A 20,844-nucleotide genomic window follows, 5' to 3' on the forward strand; every position below is an offset into this window, starting at 1 on the left:
TTGGTAAATTAGTTGATAAGAAAATCTTTTTTAACTCCAAAGATATACCTACCTTTGCTTCGGGTGGAAACATGGCACAAGTGAGTTTATTTGAGAAGCACATGCGCAAGGTCTCGCTTTTCAAGGGAAATAGAGAAGCCCTATATCCAGATTACATTCCAGATAACCTTCCCCACAGAGAGAAAGAGATTGATAAACTCGCAGAGATATTGGTGGCTGCACTCGAGGGGAATAGGCCATCAAACATTCTCATCTTCGGAAAAACGGGTACAGGAAAAACAGCCGTTGTGAGATACGTTGGGAGAGAATTGAAGAGGGCAGAAAAGGTCTATGCAAAAAGAAAAATTGAGTTCATATACCTGAACTGCGAGACCGTGGATACTCCATATTCCATCCTCCAGAATCTGGGAAACCATTTTATTGAGGAGTGGGATGAGAAAATTCCATTCACTGGCTGGCCCATGGACAAGGTATTCTCAACCGCAAAGGAAAGAATTGATGAATGGAACGGGATAGTTATCCTTGTGCTTGACGAAATAGACAAACTGGTTGTTAAAAGCGGTGATGACATACTATACCAGTTGCTTCTACTGGATTCTGAGATGAAAAATTCAAACCTGAGCATAATAGGCATATCCAACGAGTTGAAGTTCACGGACCTCCTTGATCCTCGGGTAAGGAGCAGATTGAGCCAGGAAAAAATGGTTTTCTCACCCTACAATGCATTTCAACTGCAGGATATCCTTGCTGAAAGGGTTCAGCTGGCAGTTAGGGAAGGGGCCGTGGGGGAGGATGTCATCGGCATATGCGCCGCCATAGCCGCCCAGGAACATGGGGATGCCAGAAGGGCCATAGATCTTCTACGCATATCAATAGAGATAGCAGAGAGGGAGGGGGCAGAGAAGGTAAATGAGAGGCACGTGTACATGGCAAAGAACAAAATTGAAATGGACTGCATTGCAGAGGCAATAAAAACCCTGCCCCTGCACTCAAAAATTGTTCTCCTGGGTGTGGCTCTCAACGAGGAGGCGGGAAACAAGTTCCTGACCACAGGACAACTCTACAAAATTTATATGGTTCTCAGCAAAAGGGTGGGAGTGTCTCCGCTCACCCAGAGAAGGATCTCGGACCTTATATCTGACATGGACATGCTCGGCCTGCTCAACACCCAGGTAAAATCCTTCGGAAGGTACGGAAGAACGAAAATTGTGGAACTCGCTCTGCCTGTAGTGGAAGTGAAAAAAATCGTACTTGAAGATGAACTTCTTGTGGATCTCCAGGGAGCCAAACTGGCATCACAGAAAAAGCTATTTTTCTGAACCTCGCCTCCTTATTCTCCCAACTATCTCCTTTCTGTGGGCAATCACATAATCCACCCCAAATGAACAGGCAATTATCAGAACTATGGAAACAACGAGATCTGTATTGGTATTGGGTGGAATCTCTCCCGTATTTGTATGCGTAAAATAGAGTTTTATTGCACCAAACCATGGAATCTCGCCCCGGGCAACACCGACGATCATATTGAAATCCACCAGTTTGGGACATATGGGTATGAATCCCCCAGCATTGCTCTGGTCGTAAGCACTTCCCCCAAACTGGGCAAGATTGTGGTCTCCCATGGTTATGAAACCGGAGGTCCCCACCCTGGAGGGATTCAAATGATCAAGATCTATATTTATCACCACTTCCTTTTTGGCATAACCCACATTATCGATGGTTATGTAATCCCTGGTAACGTGAAGCCATGATGGGTAATTTCCATTCTCAAACCCCCTTATCTTCCACTCCCTACCGTTCCAGTGCAGATACACAATTGCCCGGTGAATTATCAGTTTTCCATTGCATTTATATATGATCACATCTCCATAATCTCCATAGGTCTTATACCCGTGCATTCTACCCTCAACGTAACTCACAATATCATCGGGGGAGTAAACCTTCTTCACAATAACAATATCTCCCGTATCAATGGTACCTATGTGGGACAGGGATCCATGCTGCATGCTTCCAGATTCAATCACAACTATGGGGGGCCAGGTCTGAGCATAGGCGTAGAGGGAGAGAAAAATAACGGCAACGATGACTAGTGAGATGACAATATCCTTCACCGTATCCTTCACAATATTCTCATCCTTTGCCATTCAGGAAGGTATATTCCCAAGAAATAAAAATGTTTTGAAAGAAAATCTATATAAATGCAATACCATTTACCCTTCGAGGGATTAAAAATGTCATGGAGAGATGTTGAGGTTCGAGAACTCAAGGTTGGCGGTTATATGGTTGTGGATGATGAGCCCTGCAAGATCGTGGAGATGACCACAAGCAAGCCTGGAAAGCACGGAGAAGCAAAGGCAAGAATCGTCGCCATTGGAGTATTTGACGGGCAGAAGAGGAGCATAGTGTACCCTGTGAAGCACAAGGTCAAGGTGCCAATAATAGAGAAACGAAACGCCCAGGTTCTGGCCCTAATGGGGGACGAGGCTCAGTTGATGGACGCGGAAACATTTGAAACCTTTGAACTGCCCATCCCCGAAGAACTCAAGGGCAACATTGCCCCTGGAAAGAACGTTGAGTATTGGGAGGCACTCGGGAAGAGAAAAATAATGAAGGTTACAGGCGAATAAACATGCTTCTGCACTTTGCAGATGCAAATGGAGATTTTGATTCTTCCTTTTTCATAATATTTGGAGTGCCCTTCGATGGCACCTCCTCCTTCAGGCACGGTTCAAAATTTGCCCCAGACGAAATAAGAAAGGCATCCTACAATCTTGAAAGTTATCTGCTTGAGCATGGAATGTCCATTTCAGATCTGCAGGTACACGATATGGGAAACATAGGCACCCTGGACGAATTCGGCTCTGTGGAAGAAGTAATAGAGGCCGTGCATTCCACAATGGATTACATTCTTCCAGAGAAATTCCCCATAATGCTCGGGGGTGAGCATTCAATAACCATCGGTGCGGCAGAGGCATTGAAAAAGATGGGAGATGTGGGAATAATATTCATAGACGCACATGGAGATTTCAGGGACGAGTACCTGGGAAACAGATACAGCCATGCATGCACTGCCAGAAGGGCATATGAAATCCTCAATGGGAAGGTGATTTCAATTGGTGTGCGCTCTGCCTCAAGGGAGGAGGTTATAGATGCAAAAAAATTTAACTATGAGTGGATTGATGCCTACGAGTTCCATGAAATTGGATGGAAAAGGGCAATAGAGAGGGCACTGAAAATTCTGAACGTGGAGAAAATATATCTATCAATCGATATTGATGGTATTGACCCTGCCTATGCTCCTGGCACAGGCACCCCAGAATTCTTCGGTTTGACTCCTCTTGATGTGAAAAATATAATAGATTTTTTGGGACCAAAAATCATCGGAGCGGACATAACAGAAGTGTGCCCCGTTTACGATAACGGAAACACGGCGGTGCTCGCTTCCAGACTTGTTCAGGAGATAATGGCAGCAAAGGCCAAGACCGGGAAGGATAAGTTTAAATAACATTTCTCCCCTATGGTTCATGGTGCTCGGATTATGAGGAGGATTTACAGGAAAGAGGGAGGAATTGCCTCAACAGTAGGTACGATATTCGCATTGATGATATTTACCTCTTTACTCTCAATGTTCATGGTGCAGGTTGTACCCATACAGATTAAGGAAAATGAGGCAGAGCATGATATGCAGGTATTATCACAATTCTCACAACTCCGGAGCATGGTTGATCTCCTCACACTTACCAAGAATACAAATTACACGGCATATGTGCCCATAAAACTGGGTGCTCCAGGGGTCCCTGTGGTTGCCTCACCAACCTACGGGCAACTCTCCATTTATCCGGCAGGATTGAACACAACCTTCAGTATGAACGTGAGTTTTTACGATAAATATTCAAATTTCATATCCCTGAAATCCCAAGGAAGCATTCAGTTCACCGCCCCAAACAGATACTACGTTCCAGAAACTTTCTCCTATGAGAATGGGGCCATCCTGAGATACAATTTCTACGCAAAGAATGCCATAATGCCCATAAAGCCGGATATGAAATTTGTGAATTCAAGCAAATATGTGAACATCACGATGACCCTGCAGAGCATATACGGACTTCCGGTAACCGTGACAGGTGTTGAAACCAGGAGTTTGGGTATATCCCTAGAGGGTATAAACACCCAAACATATTTCCTTGGAGGAAAGGAAGTGAATATAACGATAAACGATACCTACTACTACGGCCTAATGCCCTTAAACTTCACAAAGTACTGGATAAATTTCATAATGCAGGCACTAAACAACAGCGGAATTTCGGAAGGCACTCCATCTTCAGCCACATACCCCTACTACACATACTCAGGAGACACCATCCACATATTCAATGTTTGGAATCTCCAAGTTAAAATGGTGTATCTGCAGATAGAGGTGGGTTCCTGATGATGCCAAAGGGGTTCAAAAGGCTGAACATGTCCATATTCCACGGCATATTAAAGCCCCAGGTCAAAATTAAAATCCCAAAGTTTGTGGTTGCCAAGAGCAGTGACATCACCCCAATTCCACCACTTGAGAGGGACAACTATGAAACTGTTGAAGTGTACCCCGTTTATCCTCCCTACGTTTACGTTAGGATAATTTACGACAGGGAAGAGTACGAGTACATTTACCAACTCATAGAGCCACCCCTGAGCGAGGAGGAGCAAGATCTGCTGGAAGAGATCAACGACACTCTAAACCGCACGCTAAGGTACAACTGGGAGATGATGAATCTTAAGGACAGGGAACAGTACCTTATGGAGAGTGTTGACAGTTTCCTAAACAGCAGGGAGATCAAAATAGATAAATTATCTAAGCAGAGAATAATGTACTACGTTGTGAGGGATCACGTGGGTTATCAGAAAATTGACGGCCTGCTCAGGGACGAGTTTGTTGAAGACATATCCTGCGATGGGGTGGGCGTGCCGATTTACGTTTTCCATAAAAAGTATCAATCCATAAAGACAACAATTTCATACAAGGACGATGATGAACTCAATTCATTCATAGTTTACATAGCGCAGAAATGCGGAAAGCAGATCTCTGTGGCAGAGCCAATACTGGATGGAACTACCACCGAGGGACACAGGGTTCAGGCCACATATGGCCGTGAGGTCACAACAAGGGGTGGCACCTTCACCATAAGAAGATTCAAGGAGCGTCCATTCACACCCACAGAACTGGTGCTGTATGGAACTGCCTCGCCAGAGATTGTAGCGTACCTCTGGCTCATGGTCGAGCACGGAGAAAGTGCCATAGTCATAGGAGGACCTGCGTGCGGCAAAACATCCACGCTCAACGCCTTTTCAATGTTCATCCCTCCCACCGCAAAGATTGTGAGCATTGAAGATACAAGGGAAATAAACCTGCCACATCAAAACTGGATACCTGGAACAACGAGAAGCGGAATTGGAGAAGCAACTCTGACAGGAAAATCGGCGGGCGAGATTGACATGTACGATCTGGTACGTGCTGCGTTGAGGCAGAGACCCAACTACATAATTGTGGGAGAGGTGAGGGGCAAGGAAACCTACACAATGTTTCAGGCCATGGCAACAGGTCATACAACATACTCAACAATGCATGCCGATTCCATAATCTCCATGATCCACCGTCTTGAGAATCCGCCAATAAACTGCCCCAGGATCCTTATGACCGCATTGAACAACGTCATCATTCAGAAAATGGCCAGGGTTAAAAATGAGACCGTGAGGAGAATTACCCAACTCGTGGAAAATGTTGGTTTTGAACCAGAAACAAATGAACTCATAACAAATGTGGTATTTGAGTGGGATCAGGGAAAGGATACCCACAAGTTCAAGGGACACAGTTACTTATTTGATAAGATAATGACCATGAAAAATCTGACCCACAACGAGATGATGGAAGAATTTGAACGCAGAACCGATGTTGTCAGATACTGGGTTGAAAAAAGGATCCTTGATTTCCGAGAGATATGGAGCACGATCTCAGATTACTACAAAGACCCAATCGGAACTGCTGAGAAAATAAGGCTCGAACTCGGGGAGGTGGAAAAATGAAGTTCATGGCAAGGCTCTTCGCAAGGTACGCACCCAAACCCAGAGATATGCCCTACAAGATCAAGTTACCAAAGGGCACACTGCCAGCGTACATAACCCTGGATCCCTATCATAAAATAGCGTGGAAAATCATGGGCAGGATGGCAGAGAGAGCGGTGAAGAAGAAAAAGTACTCAAAACTTGAAATGGACCTCTTAAAGGCACATATACTTCTAAGGCCCCAGGAATATCTTGCCTACGTGTATTTCACAACCCTTCTGGTGGGTGTTATCAGCATAGTTATGGCTGCCTTTTTGGCTCTTATGGGTCTTGCACTTAAAAATCCATTAATAACCATTCTGTTTCTTATGATTGGGATATTTATGGCTGTTTTCATACCCATAATGACCTATTTCTCGCTTATTTCTTCACCATCATCCAAGGCCAAGAAGAGGGGAAAGGATATAGATACCCATCTTCCCGCAGCGGTGAATTTCATAGCCGCATTATCCTCTGCAGACGTTACAGTGGCCACAATATTCAAGGAACTATCCCTAAGGGGCGAGTATGGAGAAATAGCAAAGGAGGCTGAATGGATAACAAGGGATACCGAACTTTTAGGCAAGGACATACTCTCAGCAATAGAGGAGGCCTCTAGAAGGAGCCCTTCAGTAAAATGGCAGGAATTTCTCCAGGGAGTTATAACAACAGCCACCTCTGGAGGTCGGCTTAAACCCTTCTTCCTCTCAAAATCGGAGGAGTACGAGAAGGAGAAAAAATTGATGCTCAAAAAGAACATGGAGAGCCTGGGTCTTTTTGCAGAGATATACGTCACGGTGGGCGTGGCATTTCCCCTGTTTCTCGTGGTGATAATAGCCATTATGGCCCTTATAAATAAGAACAGTGCTGCGAGTACCGTTATGCTTCTGGAGATCATTGTTGTTGTTATGATTCCCATTCTGATTTTCGTGTTTAGTTATTTCATCTACAGCACCAGCAAGGAGGTGGCAGAGTGAATAAGGAAAAAATCGTGTTTTACACATCCGCCCTGGTAGCCGCGGCTTTTATAAGTTTGGGAATACTCATGTACAAGACAGATATGCACATTCTCGGGCTCAAGTATCTGGACTTCATCGTCATTGGTACTGCTGCATTTTTATTCGGACCTGGGATATATGATATGCTCTCAACACGCAGGATCAAAAAAATGGAAGAGCGTTTTCCTGACTTTCTAAGGGATGTGGCCGAATCCTCAAGGTTCGGTATGACCCTTGCAGAGGCCATAGTTGTTGCATCTTCCGGAAGGTATGGAGCTCTGACAGATGAGATAAAGAGACTGGCAGCAAAGATAAACTGGGGTGTGCCTGTGAGAGATGCCTTGCTTTCATTCAACGAACGTGTGAAGACACCTCTGATAGATAGGATAATCGCCATAGTTATAAAATCAAACGAGGCAGGGGGCAATGTATCGGATGTGCTCAACATGGTTGCAAGATCCGCCAGAGATACACAACTATCACAAAAAGAGAGAAACATTGAGATGTTCACCTATGGATTTGTTCTTCTGACCTCGTTCTTCGTGTTTCTTGCCACGATAATAATCCTCAACAACTCGTTCCTTCCGGAGATGGGGAAGGCAGGAATGGCAGTGGAAGAGAGTTTCAAAAAGGCTTCGCTGGCCGGTGCACTGCCAGGTGGAGGTATAGCGTATGAGTACGTGCCCATCATAAGTTTTCTATTTGTGATCGCAACAATAATCCACGGGATAGGTGACGGGATAATGATCGGCATACTTTCAGACGGACGCATAAAGAGCGGATTCATATGGGCCTTTGTGCTCCTGGTGTCCGGATATTTCATCCTTAGGCTTCTGGGGGCAGCTTGAGGAGGCGATAAAATTGGCAATGTCCAAGAAGGAGATACCTGCAAAATTGAAGATTGTGAACCTGATGAAACCTGTGTTCAAGCCAGATAATCTGAAGGTTAAAGAGCCTGCAAAGAGGCAGTATCTGGGTAGCGAAATAACCCCCATACCCCCAATAAGTTCCTCAAACATCAGGGAAATTGAGGTAAATCCCATAGAAGAACCCTACTCCTACGTTAGGATCCTGTATGATAATCTCACAAGCGAGTACATCTACGAGGTTATAGAGCCGCCAATGACCGACGAAGACTGGGAAAATTTGAAAAAGATAAAGGACGAGATGATTGAGATATTGGAACTGAAAAACTTTGAAACTGAAGAGGAGAAAAAGGAGTATCTTTTTGAAATGGCGGAAGAGGTGGCCAAAAAACTTCAAATTTCGGTGGATCCAATTTTGTGGGAGAGGTACAAGTACTACATTTACAGAGATTTTCTGGGATACGGACCTGTGCAGGTACCCATGCACGACGGGGAAGTAGAGGATATATCGTGCGATGGCGTGAATATTCCCATTTACATATATCACAGAATGTACGGATCAATTAGGTCAAACCTCAAATTCCAGAAGGAGGAGGAACTGGATAACTACGTGATTTGGATCGTGCAGAAATCGGGCAGGCACATATCAATATCCATGCCAATGGTTGATGCCTCCCTCCCTGACGGTTCAAGATTGCAGGCCACTCTGGGAAAACACGTTACAAAGAGGGGGTCTTCCTTCACGATAAGGAGATTCAAACCCAATCCTTTTACTCCTGTGGATCTAATAAGATTCAAAACAATGAGCAGGGAGATGATGGCGTACCTGTGGCTCGCCGTTGAAAATGGAATGAGCATAATCGTATGCGGGGGCACGGCAAGCGGAAAAACAACCACGCTTAATGCAATACTTCTGTTCATACCTCCCAATATGAAAATAGCCACCATTGAGGATACAAGGGAACTCAACCTCCCCCACGAGAACTGGATTCCCTCACTTACCAGAGAGGGACTTGGAGAACCAAATCCAGTAACGGGCAAGAAACCGGGAGAGATAGACATGTTTGATCTTCTGAAAGCCGCACTGAGGCAGAGACCCCATTACATAATGGTTGGAGAGGTCAGAGGTCCCGAAGCATACACGGTGTTTCAGGCCATGGCCACTGGAAAGACATGCTACACCACGTTCCATGCAGATGATATAAAGTCAATGGTTCACAGATTTGAGAATGCTCCAATAAACCTTCCAAGAGCCCTTATAGCCGCACTGGATATTGTGATTTTACAAGCGCAGGTCAAGGTGGGTACAACAATGACCAGAAGGGTGAAATCCATAACGGAGATTGTAGGAATAGATCCGGAGACAAATGAGATAATCACAAACAACGCTTACACATGGAACCCGGCAGACGATACCTTCAATTACAGTGGACACAGTTACATATATGAAAAAATAGCCATAATCAAAGGGTGGACCCAGAGGAGAATGGAACTGGAGGTTAAGAGAAGGGAGAGAATCCTGGAATATATGGAGAAACTCGGCGTGAGATATTACAGAGATGTGGCCAGAATAGTGGCTGCTTATTACAAAAATCCAGAGGATGTGTTAAAAAGAGTGGAAGAGGTATTGTCTCAGAAGTGATTCACTCTTTCTCCTTCCTTGCGATTACCTTCTTTATTATCTTCTTCCTAACCACCGGCTTTTCTTCCTTCTTCTCCTTTTTCTCTGGTTCTTTCTCTTCCTTTTTGCTGCTTTCTGTATCCTCCGTCTTCTTTTCCTCTTTTTCTTCCTTTTCCACATGTTTTCTCTTGGCCCACTCTTCAACTGTTACCACACCAGGTCTCTTGAGTCTTTCAAGTTCTTCCTTGGGTATCACTGGCACTTCTTTCTTACCTTCCTCTTTCTTTTCCTCCTGCTCCTTTTCCTCGAATACAGGAAGAGGTGATCCGCAAACTCTGCAAATCTTCGCGCCCTTTGGATTCAAGGATCCACATACCGGGCATCTCACTGTGGCACCCTCAATTTTCTCCTCCTGCCTCTTTACCCATTCAAGGAAGGATATGAACTCAGGATGGGTCTTCCACCACTTAAAGAACTCTTCCGTTGTGAACTTTTCACCTATGTACTTCTTTGCTTCTTCCTTGTACTTGCCGATGTACTTCTCATAGTTCTCCTTCAATTTTTCATACTTCTTGAAATCTGGATCCTCAGGTGGCATGAATATTGTACCGCAAACAGGGCAGAACTTGGAGTCTTCATCAATCCAAGAGCCGCACTCTGGACACTTGACCTTCTCCTTCTCAAACACCACACCACAGTACGGGCACTTTTCAGAATCCGCAGGTATCAGATGCCCGCAATTGCCACAAACCATGTATTCTGGAGCCTCCCTCTTGAATGTGATGTAACCGTAGAGGAAGAACCCTGCAATGGCAGCCACAATTACTATTATTATAATCCAGAGCCAGGGTAAGGTAAATGGTTTCTTCTCCACATTTATGGCCATCCCAGAGGGTGTGTACTTCTCCGAATAGCCCTGGTAGGTCAGTTGCAGCTGGGGACTGTATGTTCCAGGAGCAGTGGCCTTAATGTGGAATATTGCCAGCCCGTATGCATTGGTTGTCTGGGTATATGTACCCAATCCACCAGTCAGAATTAGCTGAACTTTCACCCCCTTCATATATACTGTTCTGCCCTGAGATTCGGTGGCATTCATATTTATTATCTTCACCACCACAACCAGTGTGTCTCCAACATAAACCTTTGTATTGTGCTCAAGAGAATAACTTGTAACTATGATCTTCAAACTTGGCATAATGACATTGAGTTTCTTAACTGCCACATCGTCCCCATAAATGCTCTCCTGAATGGTACCGTTTGGATTTACCTTAACCTCAATGTTATGGATTCCAAGCGAGGTTACAGTGTAATTGTAAAATATTACCTTGTAATTGCCAGGTGCCAGGGTTCCAGCCTTGCCCCATATCAATGGCTTGCCGTTGTCCAAAATGACATAGTTAAGCTCTCCAGGCAAGCCGCCATAATTTCTAACAATGAAGTGAATGCTTATTTTCACACCCTCTGCCACTGTGGATACCTGTTTCTCGCCCTGCGTTATAAGGAGTGATGAGAGCACAAAATTGGTTTTCTCCTTTATCACGAATTCCTTCCCGGGATGTACATACTTGGCATTTCCTGTAACATCGGAGGTAATGTTTATCTGATAGGCAACATTGATGGAAGCCTTACCCCTTAGATATCTCTGATAGAAGGTTTTTTGAATAAGAAATCCAACAACCAAGGGAGTGTTTGCCTTCAGATTAACTGGATTCTTCGGAGTTATAGGATTAAGGGCTAAATTCCACGATGGGATGTAGAGTACAAGTGATGCATTTGCATCAACATTGCTTGTCACAGTAACATTCACTACTATATTTGTACCATTCACATACTCATTGCCAGCACTTATGGATAGAGTGAAAGGCTCGGCATACACAGTGAATACCTTGCTCATCACGTTGTTTGAGGATACGTAATCTCCTGAGGCAACTACCTTGACTTCTACCCTGTAATCCCCCACCATGTTGGGAACAAAAGACAGAGCATACGTTGAAGGATAGGCAAAACTCTTATTTTGAACCAATGTTCCAAGGGGATCGTAAATATTAATGTAAACCATCGCCGACTCTGGAACTTCCTTTCCGAAGTTAACAATACTGGCATTAATGCTTAAAGTTTCCCCTATGTAAACCTGACTTGGTGTGATGCTTACAGAGGAAACTGCAAGATCAATATCTCTCTTTACATCTATGGAAAAGCTACCCAAGAACACGCCGTTGCTGAGATATAGAAGTAGAGTATGGGAACCTGCTGAAACATTATCAGATATATACCACCCAAATGAAATTTCTGTAAGCCCTTTATTTATATTTGTTACGGTACTGTTTATCACCATTGTCCTATTATCTAGATACAGATATATACCCACGTTGTTCCAAGGATATGCAGAATTCAAGGTGACGTTTACCCATATACTACGATACCTCACAGGAGTCCCAACATTCCAAGCGCTTACCTCTACATTTCCCACATTTATGTTTACGCTCTTCTCATTGTTACCCAGATTGTAATCCCATACCTGCACGGCCTCTACACTGATGTTGTACTTGCCGTTCCCCTGAAATGCACTCCCGTTTATCACATAATCTACCTTTAAACTCTCTCCCCCGCTTATGTTCCCTATATCGTAGACCTTGTACAAATTGCCGTTCACGTATATGTATATCTCACTTCCCACAGCCGTGTCCTTACCCAGATTCTCTACCTCTACCTCTATCTTTACCTCCCTGCCCGGTACGTACGGACCTTCACTCAGAACCTTTAAACTGCTTACTCCTAAATCTACATCCTCATTCACTCCAAAACTGTATTTCCCTATCTCTACCCCGTTACCTAAATACACAAGGAATGTATGCGCCCCTGAATCTACATCTACATACCACCTGAAACTTATATGTGTGTTCCCCGCACTTAAATTCACTACCGTGCTGTTTATCCTGTTGCCCTCTCTGTCTAAATACAGATATACCTCTACATCGCTCCACGCATATACTGAGTTTATCGTGACGTTTACCCACACCCAGTGGTACCTTATCGCCTTACCTACTTCCCATTTACTTACCTCTACATTCCCCACATTTATGTTTACACTCTTCTCATTGTTACCCAGATTGTAATCCCATACCTGCACGGCCTCTACACTGATGTTGTACTTGCCGTTCCCCTGAAATGCACTCCCGTTTATCACATAATCTACCTTTACACTCTCTCCCCCGCTTATGTTCCCTATATCGTAGACCTTGTACAAATTGCCGTTCACGTATATGTATATCTCACTTCCCACAGCCGTGTCCTTACCCAGATTCTCTACCTCTACCTCTATCTTTACCTCCCTGCCCGGTACGTACGGACCTTCACTCAGAACCTTTAAACTGCTTACTCCTAAATCTACATCCTCATTCACTCCAAAACTGTATTTCCCTATCTCTACCCCGTTACCTAAATACACAAGGAATGTATGCGCCCCTGAATCTACATCTACATACCACCTGAAACTTATATGTGTGTTCCCCGCACTTAAATTCACTACCGTGCTGTTTATCCTGTTGCCCTCTCTGTCTAAATACAGATATACCTCTACATCGCTCCACGCATATACTGAGTTTATCGTGACGTTTACCCACACCCAGTGGTACCTTATCGCCTTACCTACTTCCCATTTACTTACCTCTACATTCCCCACATTTATGTTTACACTCTTCTCATTGTTACCCAGATTGTAATCCCATACCTGCACGGCCTCTACACTGATGTTGTACTTGCCGTTCCCCTGAAATGCACTCCCGTTTATCACATAATCTACCTTTACACTCTCTCCCCCGCTTATGTTCCCTATATCGTAGACCTTGTACAAATTGCCGTTCACGTATATGTATATCTCACTTCCCACAGCCGTGTCCTTACCCAGATTCTCTACCTCTACCTCTATCTTTACCTCCCTGCCCGGTACGTACGGACCTTCACTCAGAACCTTTAAACTGCTTACTCCTAAATCTACATCCTCATTCACTCCAAAACTGTATTTCCCTATCTCTACCCCGTTACCTAAATACACAAGGAATGTATGCGCCCCTGAATCTACATCTACATACCACCTGAAACTTATATGTGTGTTCCCCGCACTTAAATTCACTACCGTGCTGTTTATCCTGTTGCCCTCTCTGTCTAAATACAGATATACCTCTACATCGCTCCACGCATATACTGAGTTTATCGTGACGTTTACCCACACCCAGTGGTACCTTATCGCCTTACCTACTTCCCATTTACTTACCTCTACATTCCCCACATTTATGTTTACACTCTTCTCATTGTTACCCAGATTGTAATCCCATACCTGCACGGCCTCTACACTGATGTTGTACTTGCCGTTCCCCTGAAATGCACTCCCGTTTATCACATAATCTACCTTTACACTCTCTCCCCCGCTTATGTTCCCTATATCGTAGACCTTGTACAAATTGCCGTTCACGTATATGTATATCTCACTTCCCACAGCCGTGTCCTTACCCAGATTCTCTACCTCTACCTCTATCTTTACCTCCCTGCCCGGTACGTACGGACCTTCACTCAGAACCTTTAAACTGCTTACTCCTAAATCTACATCCTCATTCACTCCAAAACTGTATTTCCCTATCTCTACCCCGTTACCTAAATACACAAGGAATGTATGCGCCCCTGAATCTACATCTACATACCACCTGAAACTTATATGTGTGTTCCCCGCACTTAAATTCACTACCGTGCTGTTTATCCTGTTGCCCTCTCTGTCTAAATACAGATATACCTCTACATCGCTCCACGCATATACTGAGTTTATCGTGACGTTTACCCACACCCAGTGGTACCTTATCGCCTTACCTACTTCCCATTTACTTACCTCTACATTCCCCACATTTATGTTTACACTCTTCTCATTGTTACCCAGATTGTAATCCCATACCTGCACGGCCTCTACACTGATGTTGTACTTGCCGTTGCTACTGAACATACTACCATTGATGCTGTACTCTAAATGCTTAACTTTTCCTCCCTCTATATCTCCTATAACATACTTTCCGTATATCTCACCGTTCACGTATATGTATATCTCACTTCCATTCGCCACATCACTCCCCAAATTCTTAACGTCAAAACTGATATTTACCTCCCTGCCCGGTAAGTACGGCTCCTTATTAACTACACTCAAACCACTTACCTCTAAATCCACATCCTTATACTTTGAAAGATCCACATATAGAGTTTGGGTGTTGTTGGAACTCAAAAGCCAGGGGTAATAACCTAAACCTATTTCTCCCCTATAAAAGGTCTTGGTGGCATTCTCAACACTCACCTTGTAAATACCCACGAATTTGCTGTTGGGTTCCTCAGTCATATTGATTATATCCGACACGAGAGGAAGAATCGCAATCCCATTAATTGTAGTCCCGTATACCTCATTTCCGCTAACCTCAACATTTTTCATACCCATATCTCCAACATACTTGGTACTCGCCGTATATCTCTGAATCACATTTATGATCTCAGAGACCAGCGCTGAATTGTCGTTTATATCAACAGGATATGGAGTGGCAACCACACTCAGACCATCTATGGGAACGTTCTTGAAATATACCTCAGTAACACCATACCTCAGAATGTAAACCTCAGAATTGCCGTCCCTTATCAAAAACGCAGTATCATACCTTGGAGATGTTGCCGTATCATTGACAGTTAAGTTCAGAGCATAAATTTCAGAACTCTTAGTAACATAAAACATATGATGATTTACACCCAAATTAACTCGAGACGAGAAATCAACATCAACATAAACATCCCTCATATACAGAGTTGAACCTATCACATTGAAGGAGAATTTATTAATACCATATTTCAAAAGGTTCTTCTCAATCTCAACAGAGAAGGACACTTTTTTTATAGTAACTGTTGAATTTGTTGTATTTGTTACATACACCCTTATATCCCCATTCAATAATTTCTGATAAAATTCATTGGGTGTTATATCATATGGTTGCACGTCAATGAAATTATTCAATTTACTAACGCCTCTGCCAGCAGTGAGAGTCACATTTAAAAGAAGCTTATTATCATATTTCATAATGAAATAGGAGGAACTATCATAACCTGTTTTATTTTTATATTCTATCTGAAGTTTCACACCTTTCAAGATAGCATAGTTCCAATAATTACCATACAAAGATATCGGGTTCTCCCCAAAATTTGATATTATAACTCCAGAAGTGGATGTGGCTGTATATGATGCGGTATCATTTATCCACCCGGCCAAACCATAGCCACCGGTGTTGTTTGAAAACAGGCTCTCAAATCTGCTTTTGTAAATGTAAACAGTAGAGTCGAGGAAATATGGAGTTGGGCCATAAGCAGGAGGTGCAGGGGTATCCGATGGTGATGATGGCATTCTATTGAAGGTGGTATTTTCTATCAAAACATTACCATTCCTATTGGTAACGTTAAACCATCCAGGAAACAGCATTCTGCTATTGACAATCTTAACATATCCAGCACTGGGACCCTTTATATCAAAATTGAAAGGATAGTACGGCTGGATCAATCCATGGGCTATGGTAAATGTAACATTGTAAAAATACAGGCTTCCCTCAACTGTGAGAGAGTACCGGTGATTCACATCAGACATGAAGTAAAGAGTGGCATTCTCCACAACCAATTTACCTGTGGAGGTAACCACAACATTCGCATCAAAACCGTATCTGCCCCTCTTACCAGTAAGAGGATCCACCGTGGTTCTATTTATTATATAAGTTCCAGTGATGTAAACAGTATCGCTATTTGTAGCCCTCAAGAAGGGTTGGGGATTTACAACATCAGACACATGTGGGTGTACAGCAACTTCTCCTCCTGACACATTCCCGGCACTTCCAGAACCAGCCAAAAGGTAGCCAAAGCCACCGAATATCATAATAACCACAACTAAAACGCTCATAACCTTAAACGATCTTATCATCTTCGCACCTCCTGCGGCCGTAGACCATTATGAGAGTTATAGATACCAAACTATATATACCTTACTTGTGTGCCAGAGCACAATATTATGCATTGCAAAAAAGTTAATATAAGCAAAAAATAAGTAATCCGTTACCCTTAAATACAAGTTCACTATACCACAAATTGCGCTTTTAAGATGCACCCGATAACGCGGTTATCGGGGAAGGGCTTAGATCTCACGATCGATGAGGCCAATCACACGCACTCCGGCATAATGGACTGGAAGGTAGCACCATAAGCCACCTGGGGAATGGCTTGGCTCGGGTGCCGAAGAAGGACGTGCCCAGCGGCGATACGCCACGGGGAGGCGTATGGAGCCTGAGATCCGTGGATTTCCGAATGGGACCTCCTAGCCGTTACGGCGGCCACTCCCTCATGGGAGGGGGAACCCGGGGAATTGAAACATCTTAGTACCCGGAGGAGAAGAAACCAATAGGGATTCCGTGAGTACCGGCGAGGGAAAACGGACCAGGGCAAACCGAATCCTGTGCCGAAAAGCATGGGAGATGTGGAGTTGTGGGACCCGACCCAACGCCTCCCAGGCGAACCCGAAGTCCTCTGGAAAGAGGCGCCGTAGAGGGTGAAAGCCCCGTAGGGGTAAGTCTGGTGGCCACGAGGTTGGGTATCCCGAGTACCGTGCCTTGGATATGGCGCGGGAATCTGGGTGACATCTGGCATCCAACCCTAAATACACCCCGAGTCCGATAGCGAACTAGTACCGTGAGGGAAAGCTGAAAAGTACCGCGGAAGCGGGGTGAAAAGAGCCTGAAACCAGGTGGTGACAACCTGATGGGGCGAGAAAGGGAAGAAGTCCCGTAGCTGGGATGGACCGTCGTCCCATCGTCCGTGTTGAAGAACGGGCCAGGGAGTTCCGTCCGTCGGCGAGGCTAAGCGCGAAGGCGCGTAACCGTAGCGAAAGCAACATGCCCGCAGCCCCGCTATGGGGTCAGGGGCGGGGTGTGCTCGCCCGGAGTCGGCGGAGGGAGACCCGAAGCCGGTCGATCTAGGCCTGGGTAGGTTGAAGCCTCTCGAAAGGGAGGTGGAGGACCGAACCGGTGCTGACGTGCAAATCGCTCGGTTGACCTGGGTCTAGGGGTGAAAGGCCAATCTAGGCCGGCATTAGCGGGTTCCCCCCGAGACTGCCCGCAGGTAGACCTCTCCGGAGGTAGCCGGTGGGGTAGAGTTACTGATTGGGTGCCCAGGGGGCGAGAGCCCCCAGCTCCCTTTCAAACTCCGAACCTGCCGGCGCCGTAGAAGGAGGGAGTTAGGGTCGTCGGGATAAGCTTGACGCCCGAGAGGGAAACAACCCAGAGGTGGGTTAAGGTCCCAAAGTGCCGGCTAAGTGTCATGTAAAGGGCGTCCATGGCCTAAGACAGCGGGGAGGTTGGCTTAGAAGCAGCCACCCTTTAAAGAGTGCGTAACAGCTCACCCGCCGAGGTCATGGGCCCCGAAAATGGACGGGACTAAGCCGGCCACCGATACCCACTGCCGCCGAGAGGCGATGCGGTAGGGGGGCGTGCCGCGGGATGAGAAGCGCCTGCGTGAGCAGACGTGGATCGCGCGGCATTGCGAATCCTGGCGGGAGTAGGAGCAAAGAGCCGTGAGAATCGGCTTCGCCGAAGGGGCTAAGGGTTCCTCGGCAACGTTCGTCAGCCGAGGGTTAGGCGGTCCTAAGGTGCACCCCAACAGGAGTGTACCGAATGGGAAGCCGGTTAATATTCCGGCCCCGTGGGTGTTCTGCCCAGCGGATGACGCTTCGGGCTAGGCCAAGTACCGTCGCCGCGGTATCCAAGCGTTGAAACTCCCGGAGTCGCGTAATGCGGAGAAGGGAGTGAAGGCGTGATGGGCCTTCCTAGGGGAGGTTTGGCTGATGCCTGGAGCCCGTGAAAAGTCCGTTGGGGTCAAGCCCACGACCGTACCAAGAACTGACACAGGTGCCCCTGGGTGAGAAGCCTAAGGCGTGTGGGGCTAATCGACCCGAGGGAATTCGGCAAATTAGCCCTGTACCTTCGGTAGAAGGGGTGCCTACCTCGCGAAGAGGTAGGTCGCAGTGACTAGGGGACTCCGACTGTTTAACAAAAACATAGGTCGGTGCAAGCCCGAAAGGGTGCGTACACCGGCTGAAGCCTGCCCAGTGCCGGTACCTGAAACCCCGGTACAACGGGGCGAAGGGCCGGTAAACGGCGGGGGTAACTATGACCCTCTTAAGGTAGCGTAATACCTCGCCGCTTAATTGGCGGCTTGCATGAAGGCCCAACGAGGGTCCCACTGTCCCCGGGTCGAGTCCCCTGAAACCGATGCACTGGTGCACAATCCAGTCTCTCCCACGTGAAAGCGAAGTCCCTGTGGAGCTTTACTGCAGCCTGCCGTTGCGGTATTGTTGGGGATGCAGAGGGTAGGCGGGAGCCGTCGAAGCGGCCTCTCCGGGGGCCGTGGAGGCGCCGATGGAACACCGCCCTTCTCCAGCGATACCGCTAACCCGCGCTGCGGGGACACCGGTAGGTGGGCAGTTTGGGTGGGGCGCCACGCCCTCGATAAGGAAACAAGGGCCCCCAAAGGTCGGCTCAGGGGGGTCAGAAATCCCCCGTAGAGTGCAAGGGCAAAAGCCGGCTTGACTCGGATCCGCACAACAAGGGTCCGAGATGGGAAACCAGGGCCTAGCGAACCACCCAGTCCTCACCGATGGGGGCGGGTGATAAGAGAGAAGTTACCCTAGGGATAACTGAGTTGTCTCCGGCAAGAGTTCACATCGACCCGGAGGCTTGCTACTTCGTTGTCGTCTCTCCCTATCCTGGCGGTGCAGCAGCTGCCAAGGGTGGGGCTGTACGCCCATTAAAAGGGATCGTGAGATGGGTTCACTACGTCGCGAGACAGTAGGGTTGCTTTTCCGTGGGAGTGTTCGGCGCCTGAGGGGAAGGAGCCTCTAGTACGAGAGGAACGGGGCTTCGCGGCCTCTAGTCTACCGGTTGTCTGGCAAGGCATTGCCGGGCAGCCACGCCGTGTACCGATAAGTGCTGAAAGCATCTAAGCACGAAGCGGTCCCTGAAACGAGGCGCCGTTGAGGGCACCCCTAAAAGAGGGGTTTGATAGAGCCCGGGTGTAAGCACCGAGCCTCTTCGGAGGCGAGGTGTTCAGCCTGTGGGTTACTAACGCCCAAAGCTACCTTCCGGTCCATGCTAAAGGAGTGCGTATGATTGGCCATTCAAAAATATTTTATTGTGTAACTCCATATTTCTTTGTGGTTTATGCCATAAGGGTAAGAAAAAAAGATGCGGAGAAAGTTCGAAAAAAACTCATCAAGGAAGGAATTTTAGATGATAGATGGTCCATTGTGGAAGAGGGAGATTTCATAATCTTCCCCGTTAAAAGAAAAATAGATGGCTCGGAGGATTTTTCCCTTCCAGCAAGAGAGAGGAAAATTCCCCCATACAAAAAAATAAAAAAAATCCTTGGTAACGAGATAAAGATTCCAGATTTCTGGGAGAAGATAGGGGATGTAATTCTTCTTCCTCCATTCCCCCAGTACAAAAAAAGGGGCAAAATTGTGGGCGAGGCCTTTGCAAAGGTTCTAAAAGCCAAAACCGTTGCAGTTTATATTGGCACAGAGGGAGAACTGAGAAAACCCAAGGTAGAGATCCTGTATGGAAACGATACAGAAACTGTGCACATTGAAAATGGTATAAGGTACAAACTTGACATTGCTAGGATAATGTTTTCATCGGGAAACGTTGATGAGCGGATCAGAATGGGAAGGATAAACGTGCAGAGAGAAATAATTGTTGATTTATTTGCTGGAATTGGATACTTCACATTACCACTGGCAAAGTATGGGGGAGCAAAGAAGATATATGCCTGTGAGAAAAATCCTGTGGCAATATGGTACCTTATTGAAAATCTGAAATTGAACTCCATAAAAAATGTGATTCCCATTCTTGGAGATAACCGGGAAGTGGCCCCCATGCATATGGCGGATAGGGTGATACTTGGTTACATACATACGGATAAATTTCTGGATCTTGGATTTCAGGTTCTCAAAGAAAGTGGGGGCATTATTCACTATCACGATACCTTCACCTCAGAGGAGCTCAAGTGGAAGCCTGAACAAAATTTGAAATACTACGGTAAAAAAAATGGTTTTGGGGTGGAGATACTCAGAAAGAAAAGAATAAAGTCCTACGCACCGCACATATGGCACGTTGTGGTGGATGCTAGGGCAATTCCAAAAGATTAAGTAAGCCTTGGAATATACGTC

11 protein-coding genes and 1 rRNA gene are annotated in these 20,844 nt (G+C 45.9%); 10 read left to right on the forward strand and 2 right to left on the reverse strand.

Annotated elements, in window-relative coordinates; translation table 11 throughout:
- The first annotated feature begins 71 nt into the window (after positions 1–71).
- On the forward strand, positions 72–1,319 hold the full coding sequence (locus AC0S1O_RS07250; protein WP_475393650.1) for an ORC1-type DNA replication protein: 1,248 nt from the start codon (positions 72–74) through the stop codon (positions 1,317–1,319).
- Here AC0S1O_RS07250 and AC0S1O_RS07255 read toward each other — a convergent pair.
- Entirely contained in the window at positions 1,308–2,144 is an 837-nt protein-coding gene (locus tag AC0S1O_RS07255) for a S26 family signal peptidase (protein ID WP_475393651.1), read from the reverse strand. The genes AC0S1O_RS07250 and AC0S1O_RS07255 overlap by 12 nt on opposite strands.
- Positions 2,145–2,231: 87 nt before the next feature.
- Between AC0S1O_RS07255 and AC0S1O_RS07260 the strand changes: the two genes are divergently transcribed.
- The 7 genes from AC0S1O_RS07260 to AC0S1O_RS07290 are packed head-to-tail and all read left to right on the forward strand — an operon-like array spanning position 2,232 to position 9,590.
- Positions 2,232–2,627 (forward strand): translation initiation factor IF-5A, encoded by a 396-nt coding sequence (locus tag AC0S1O_RS07260; RefSeq protein WP_475393652.1) that lies wholly within the window; start codon positions 2,232–2,234, stop codon positions 2,625–2,627.
- A 2-nt stretch (positions 2,628–2,629) separates the two neighbouring features.
- Positions 2,630–3,505 carry an agmatinase gene (gene speB / locus AC0S1O_RS07265; protein WP_475393653.1) on the forward strand — a complete coding sequence of 292 codons (876 nt, stop codon included), beginning with the start codon at positions 2,630–2,632 and terminating at the stop codon, positions 3,503–3,505.
- A 33-nt stretch (positions 3,506–3,538) separates the two neighbouring features.
- Positions 3,539–4,429, forward strand: a complete 891-nt coding sequence (locus tag AC0S1O_RS07270) for a hypothetical protein (protein ID WP_475393654.1) — start codon at positions 3,539–3,541, stop codon at positions 4,427–4,429.
- Positions 4,429–6,066, forward strand: coding sequence for a type II/IV secretion system ATPase subunit (locus tag AC0S1O_RS07275; RefSeq protein ID WP_475393655.1), 1,638 nt, complete (start codon positions 4,429–4,431; stop codon positions 6,064–6,066). The genes AC0S1O_RS07270 and AC0S1O_RS07275 overlap by 1 nt, the downstream gene beginning before the upstream one ends.
- Positions 6,063–7,061: a type II secretion system F family protein gene (locus AC0S1O_RS07280; RefSeq protein WP_475393656.1), complete on the forward strand. Its 999-nt coding sequence runs from the start codon at positions 6,063–6,065 to the stop codon at positions 7,059–7,061. Before AC0S1O_RS07275 ends, AC0S1O_RS07280 begins: the two co-directional genes overlap by 4 nt.
- Positions 7,058–7,930 (forward strand): type II secretion system F family protein, encoded by an 873-nt coding sequence (locus AC0S1O_RS07285; protein WP_475393657.1) that lies wholly within the window; start codon positions 7,058–7,060, stop codon positions 7,928–7,930. Before AC0S1O_RS07280 ends, AC0S1O_RS07285 begins: the two co-directional genes overlap by 4 nt.
- Positions 7,931–7,949: 19 nt before the next feature.
- Positions 7,950–9,590: a type II/IV secretion system ATPase subunit gene (locus AC0S1O_RS07290; RefSeq protein ID WP_475394486.1), complete on the forward strand. Its 1,641-nt coding sequence runs from the start codon at positions 7,950–7,952 to the stop codon at positions 9,588–9,590.
- A gap of 1 nt (position 9,591) precedes the next feature.
- Here AC0S1O_RS07290 and AC0S1O_RS07295 read toward each other — a convergent pair whose 3' ends face one another.
- Positions 9,592–16,551, reverse strand: a complete 6,960-nt coding sequence (locus AC0S1O_RS07295) for a CARDB domain-containing protein (RefSeq protein ID WP_475393658.1) — start codon at positions 16,549–16,551, stop codon at positions 9,592–9,594.
- A gap of 261 nt (positions 16,552–16,812) precedes the next feature.
- Between AC0S1O_RS07295 and AC0S1O_RS07300 the strand changes: the two genes are divergently transcribed.
- Positions 16,813–19,761: ribosomal RNA gene (locus tag AC0S1O_RS07300) — 23S ribosomal RNA — on the forward strand.
- 21 nt (positions 19,762–19,782) lie between these two features.
- Positions 19,783–20,823 (forward strand): class I SAM-dependent methyltransferase, encoded by a 1,041-nt coding sequence (locus AC0S1O_RS07305; protein ID WP_475393659.1) that lies wholly within the window; start codon positions 19,783–19,785, stop codon positions 20,821–20,823.
- Positions 20,824–20,844 lie beyond the last annotated feature (21 nt).

This window comes from Candidatus Aciduliprofundum sp. HYA1, assembly GCF_056175085.1.

Excerpts from the sequence above, each read along its gene's own strand:
- AC0S1O_RS07295 (WP_475393658.1), bottom strand. The coding sequence starts at position 16,551 with ATGATAAGATCGTTTAAGGTTATGAGCGTTTTAGTTGTGGTTATTATG.
- AC0S1O_RS07290 (WP_475394486.1), top strand. The coding sequence starts at position 7,950 with ATGTCCAAGAAGGAGATACCTGCAAAATTGAAGATTGTGAACCTGATG.
- AC0S1O_RS07270 (WP_475393654.1), top strand. The coding sequence starts at position 3,539 with ATGAGGAGGATTTACAGGAAAGAGGGAGGAATTGCCTCAACAGTAGGT.
- speB (WP_475393653.1), top strand. The coding sequence starts at position 2,630 with ATGCTTCTGCACTTTGCAGATGCAAATGGAGATTTTGATTCTTCCTTT.
- AC0S1O_RS07255 (WP_475393651.1), bottom strand. The coding sequence starts at position 2,144 with ATGGCAAAGGATGAGAATATTGTGAAGGATACGGTGAAGGATATTGTC.
- AC0S1O_RS07260 (WP_475393652.1), top strand. The coding sequence starts at position 2,232 with ATGTCATGGAGAGATGTTGAGGTTCGAGAACTCAAGGTTGGCGGTTAT.
- AC0S1O_RS07250 (WP_475393650.1), top strand. The coding sequence starts at position 72 with ATGGCACAAGTGAGTTTATTTGAGAAGCACATGCGCAAGGTCTCGCTT.
- AC0S1O_RS07280 (WP_475393656.1), top strand. The coding sequence starts at position 6,063 with ATGAAGTTCATGGCAAGGCTCTTCGCAAGGTACGCACCCAAACCCAGA.
- AC0S1O_RS07305 (WP_475393659.1), top strand. The coding sequence starts at position 19,783 with ATGATTGGCCATTCAAAAATATTTTATTGTGTAACTCCATATTTCTTT.
- AC0S1O_RS07275 (WP_475393655.1), top strand. The coding sequence starts at position 4,429 with ATGATGCCAAAGGGGTTCAAAAGGCTGAACATGTCCATATTCCACGGC.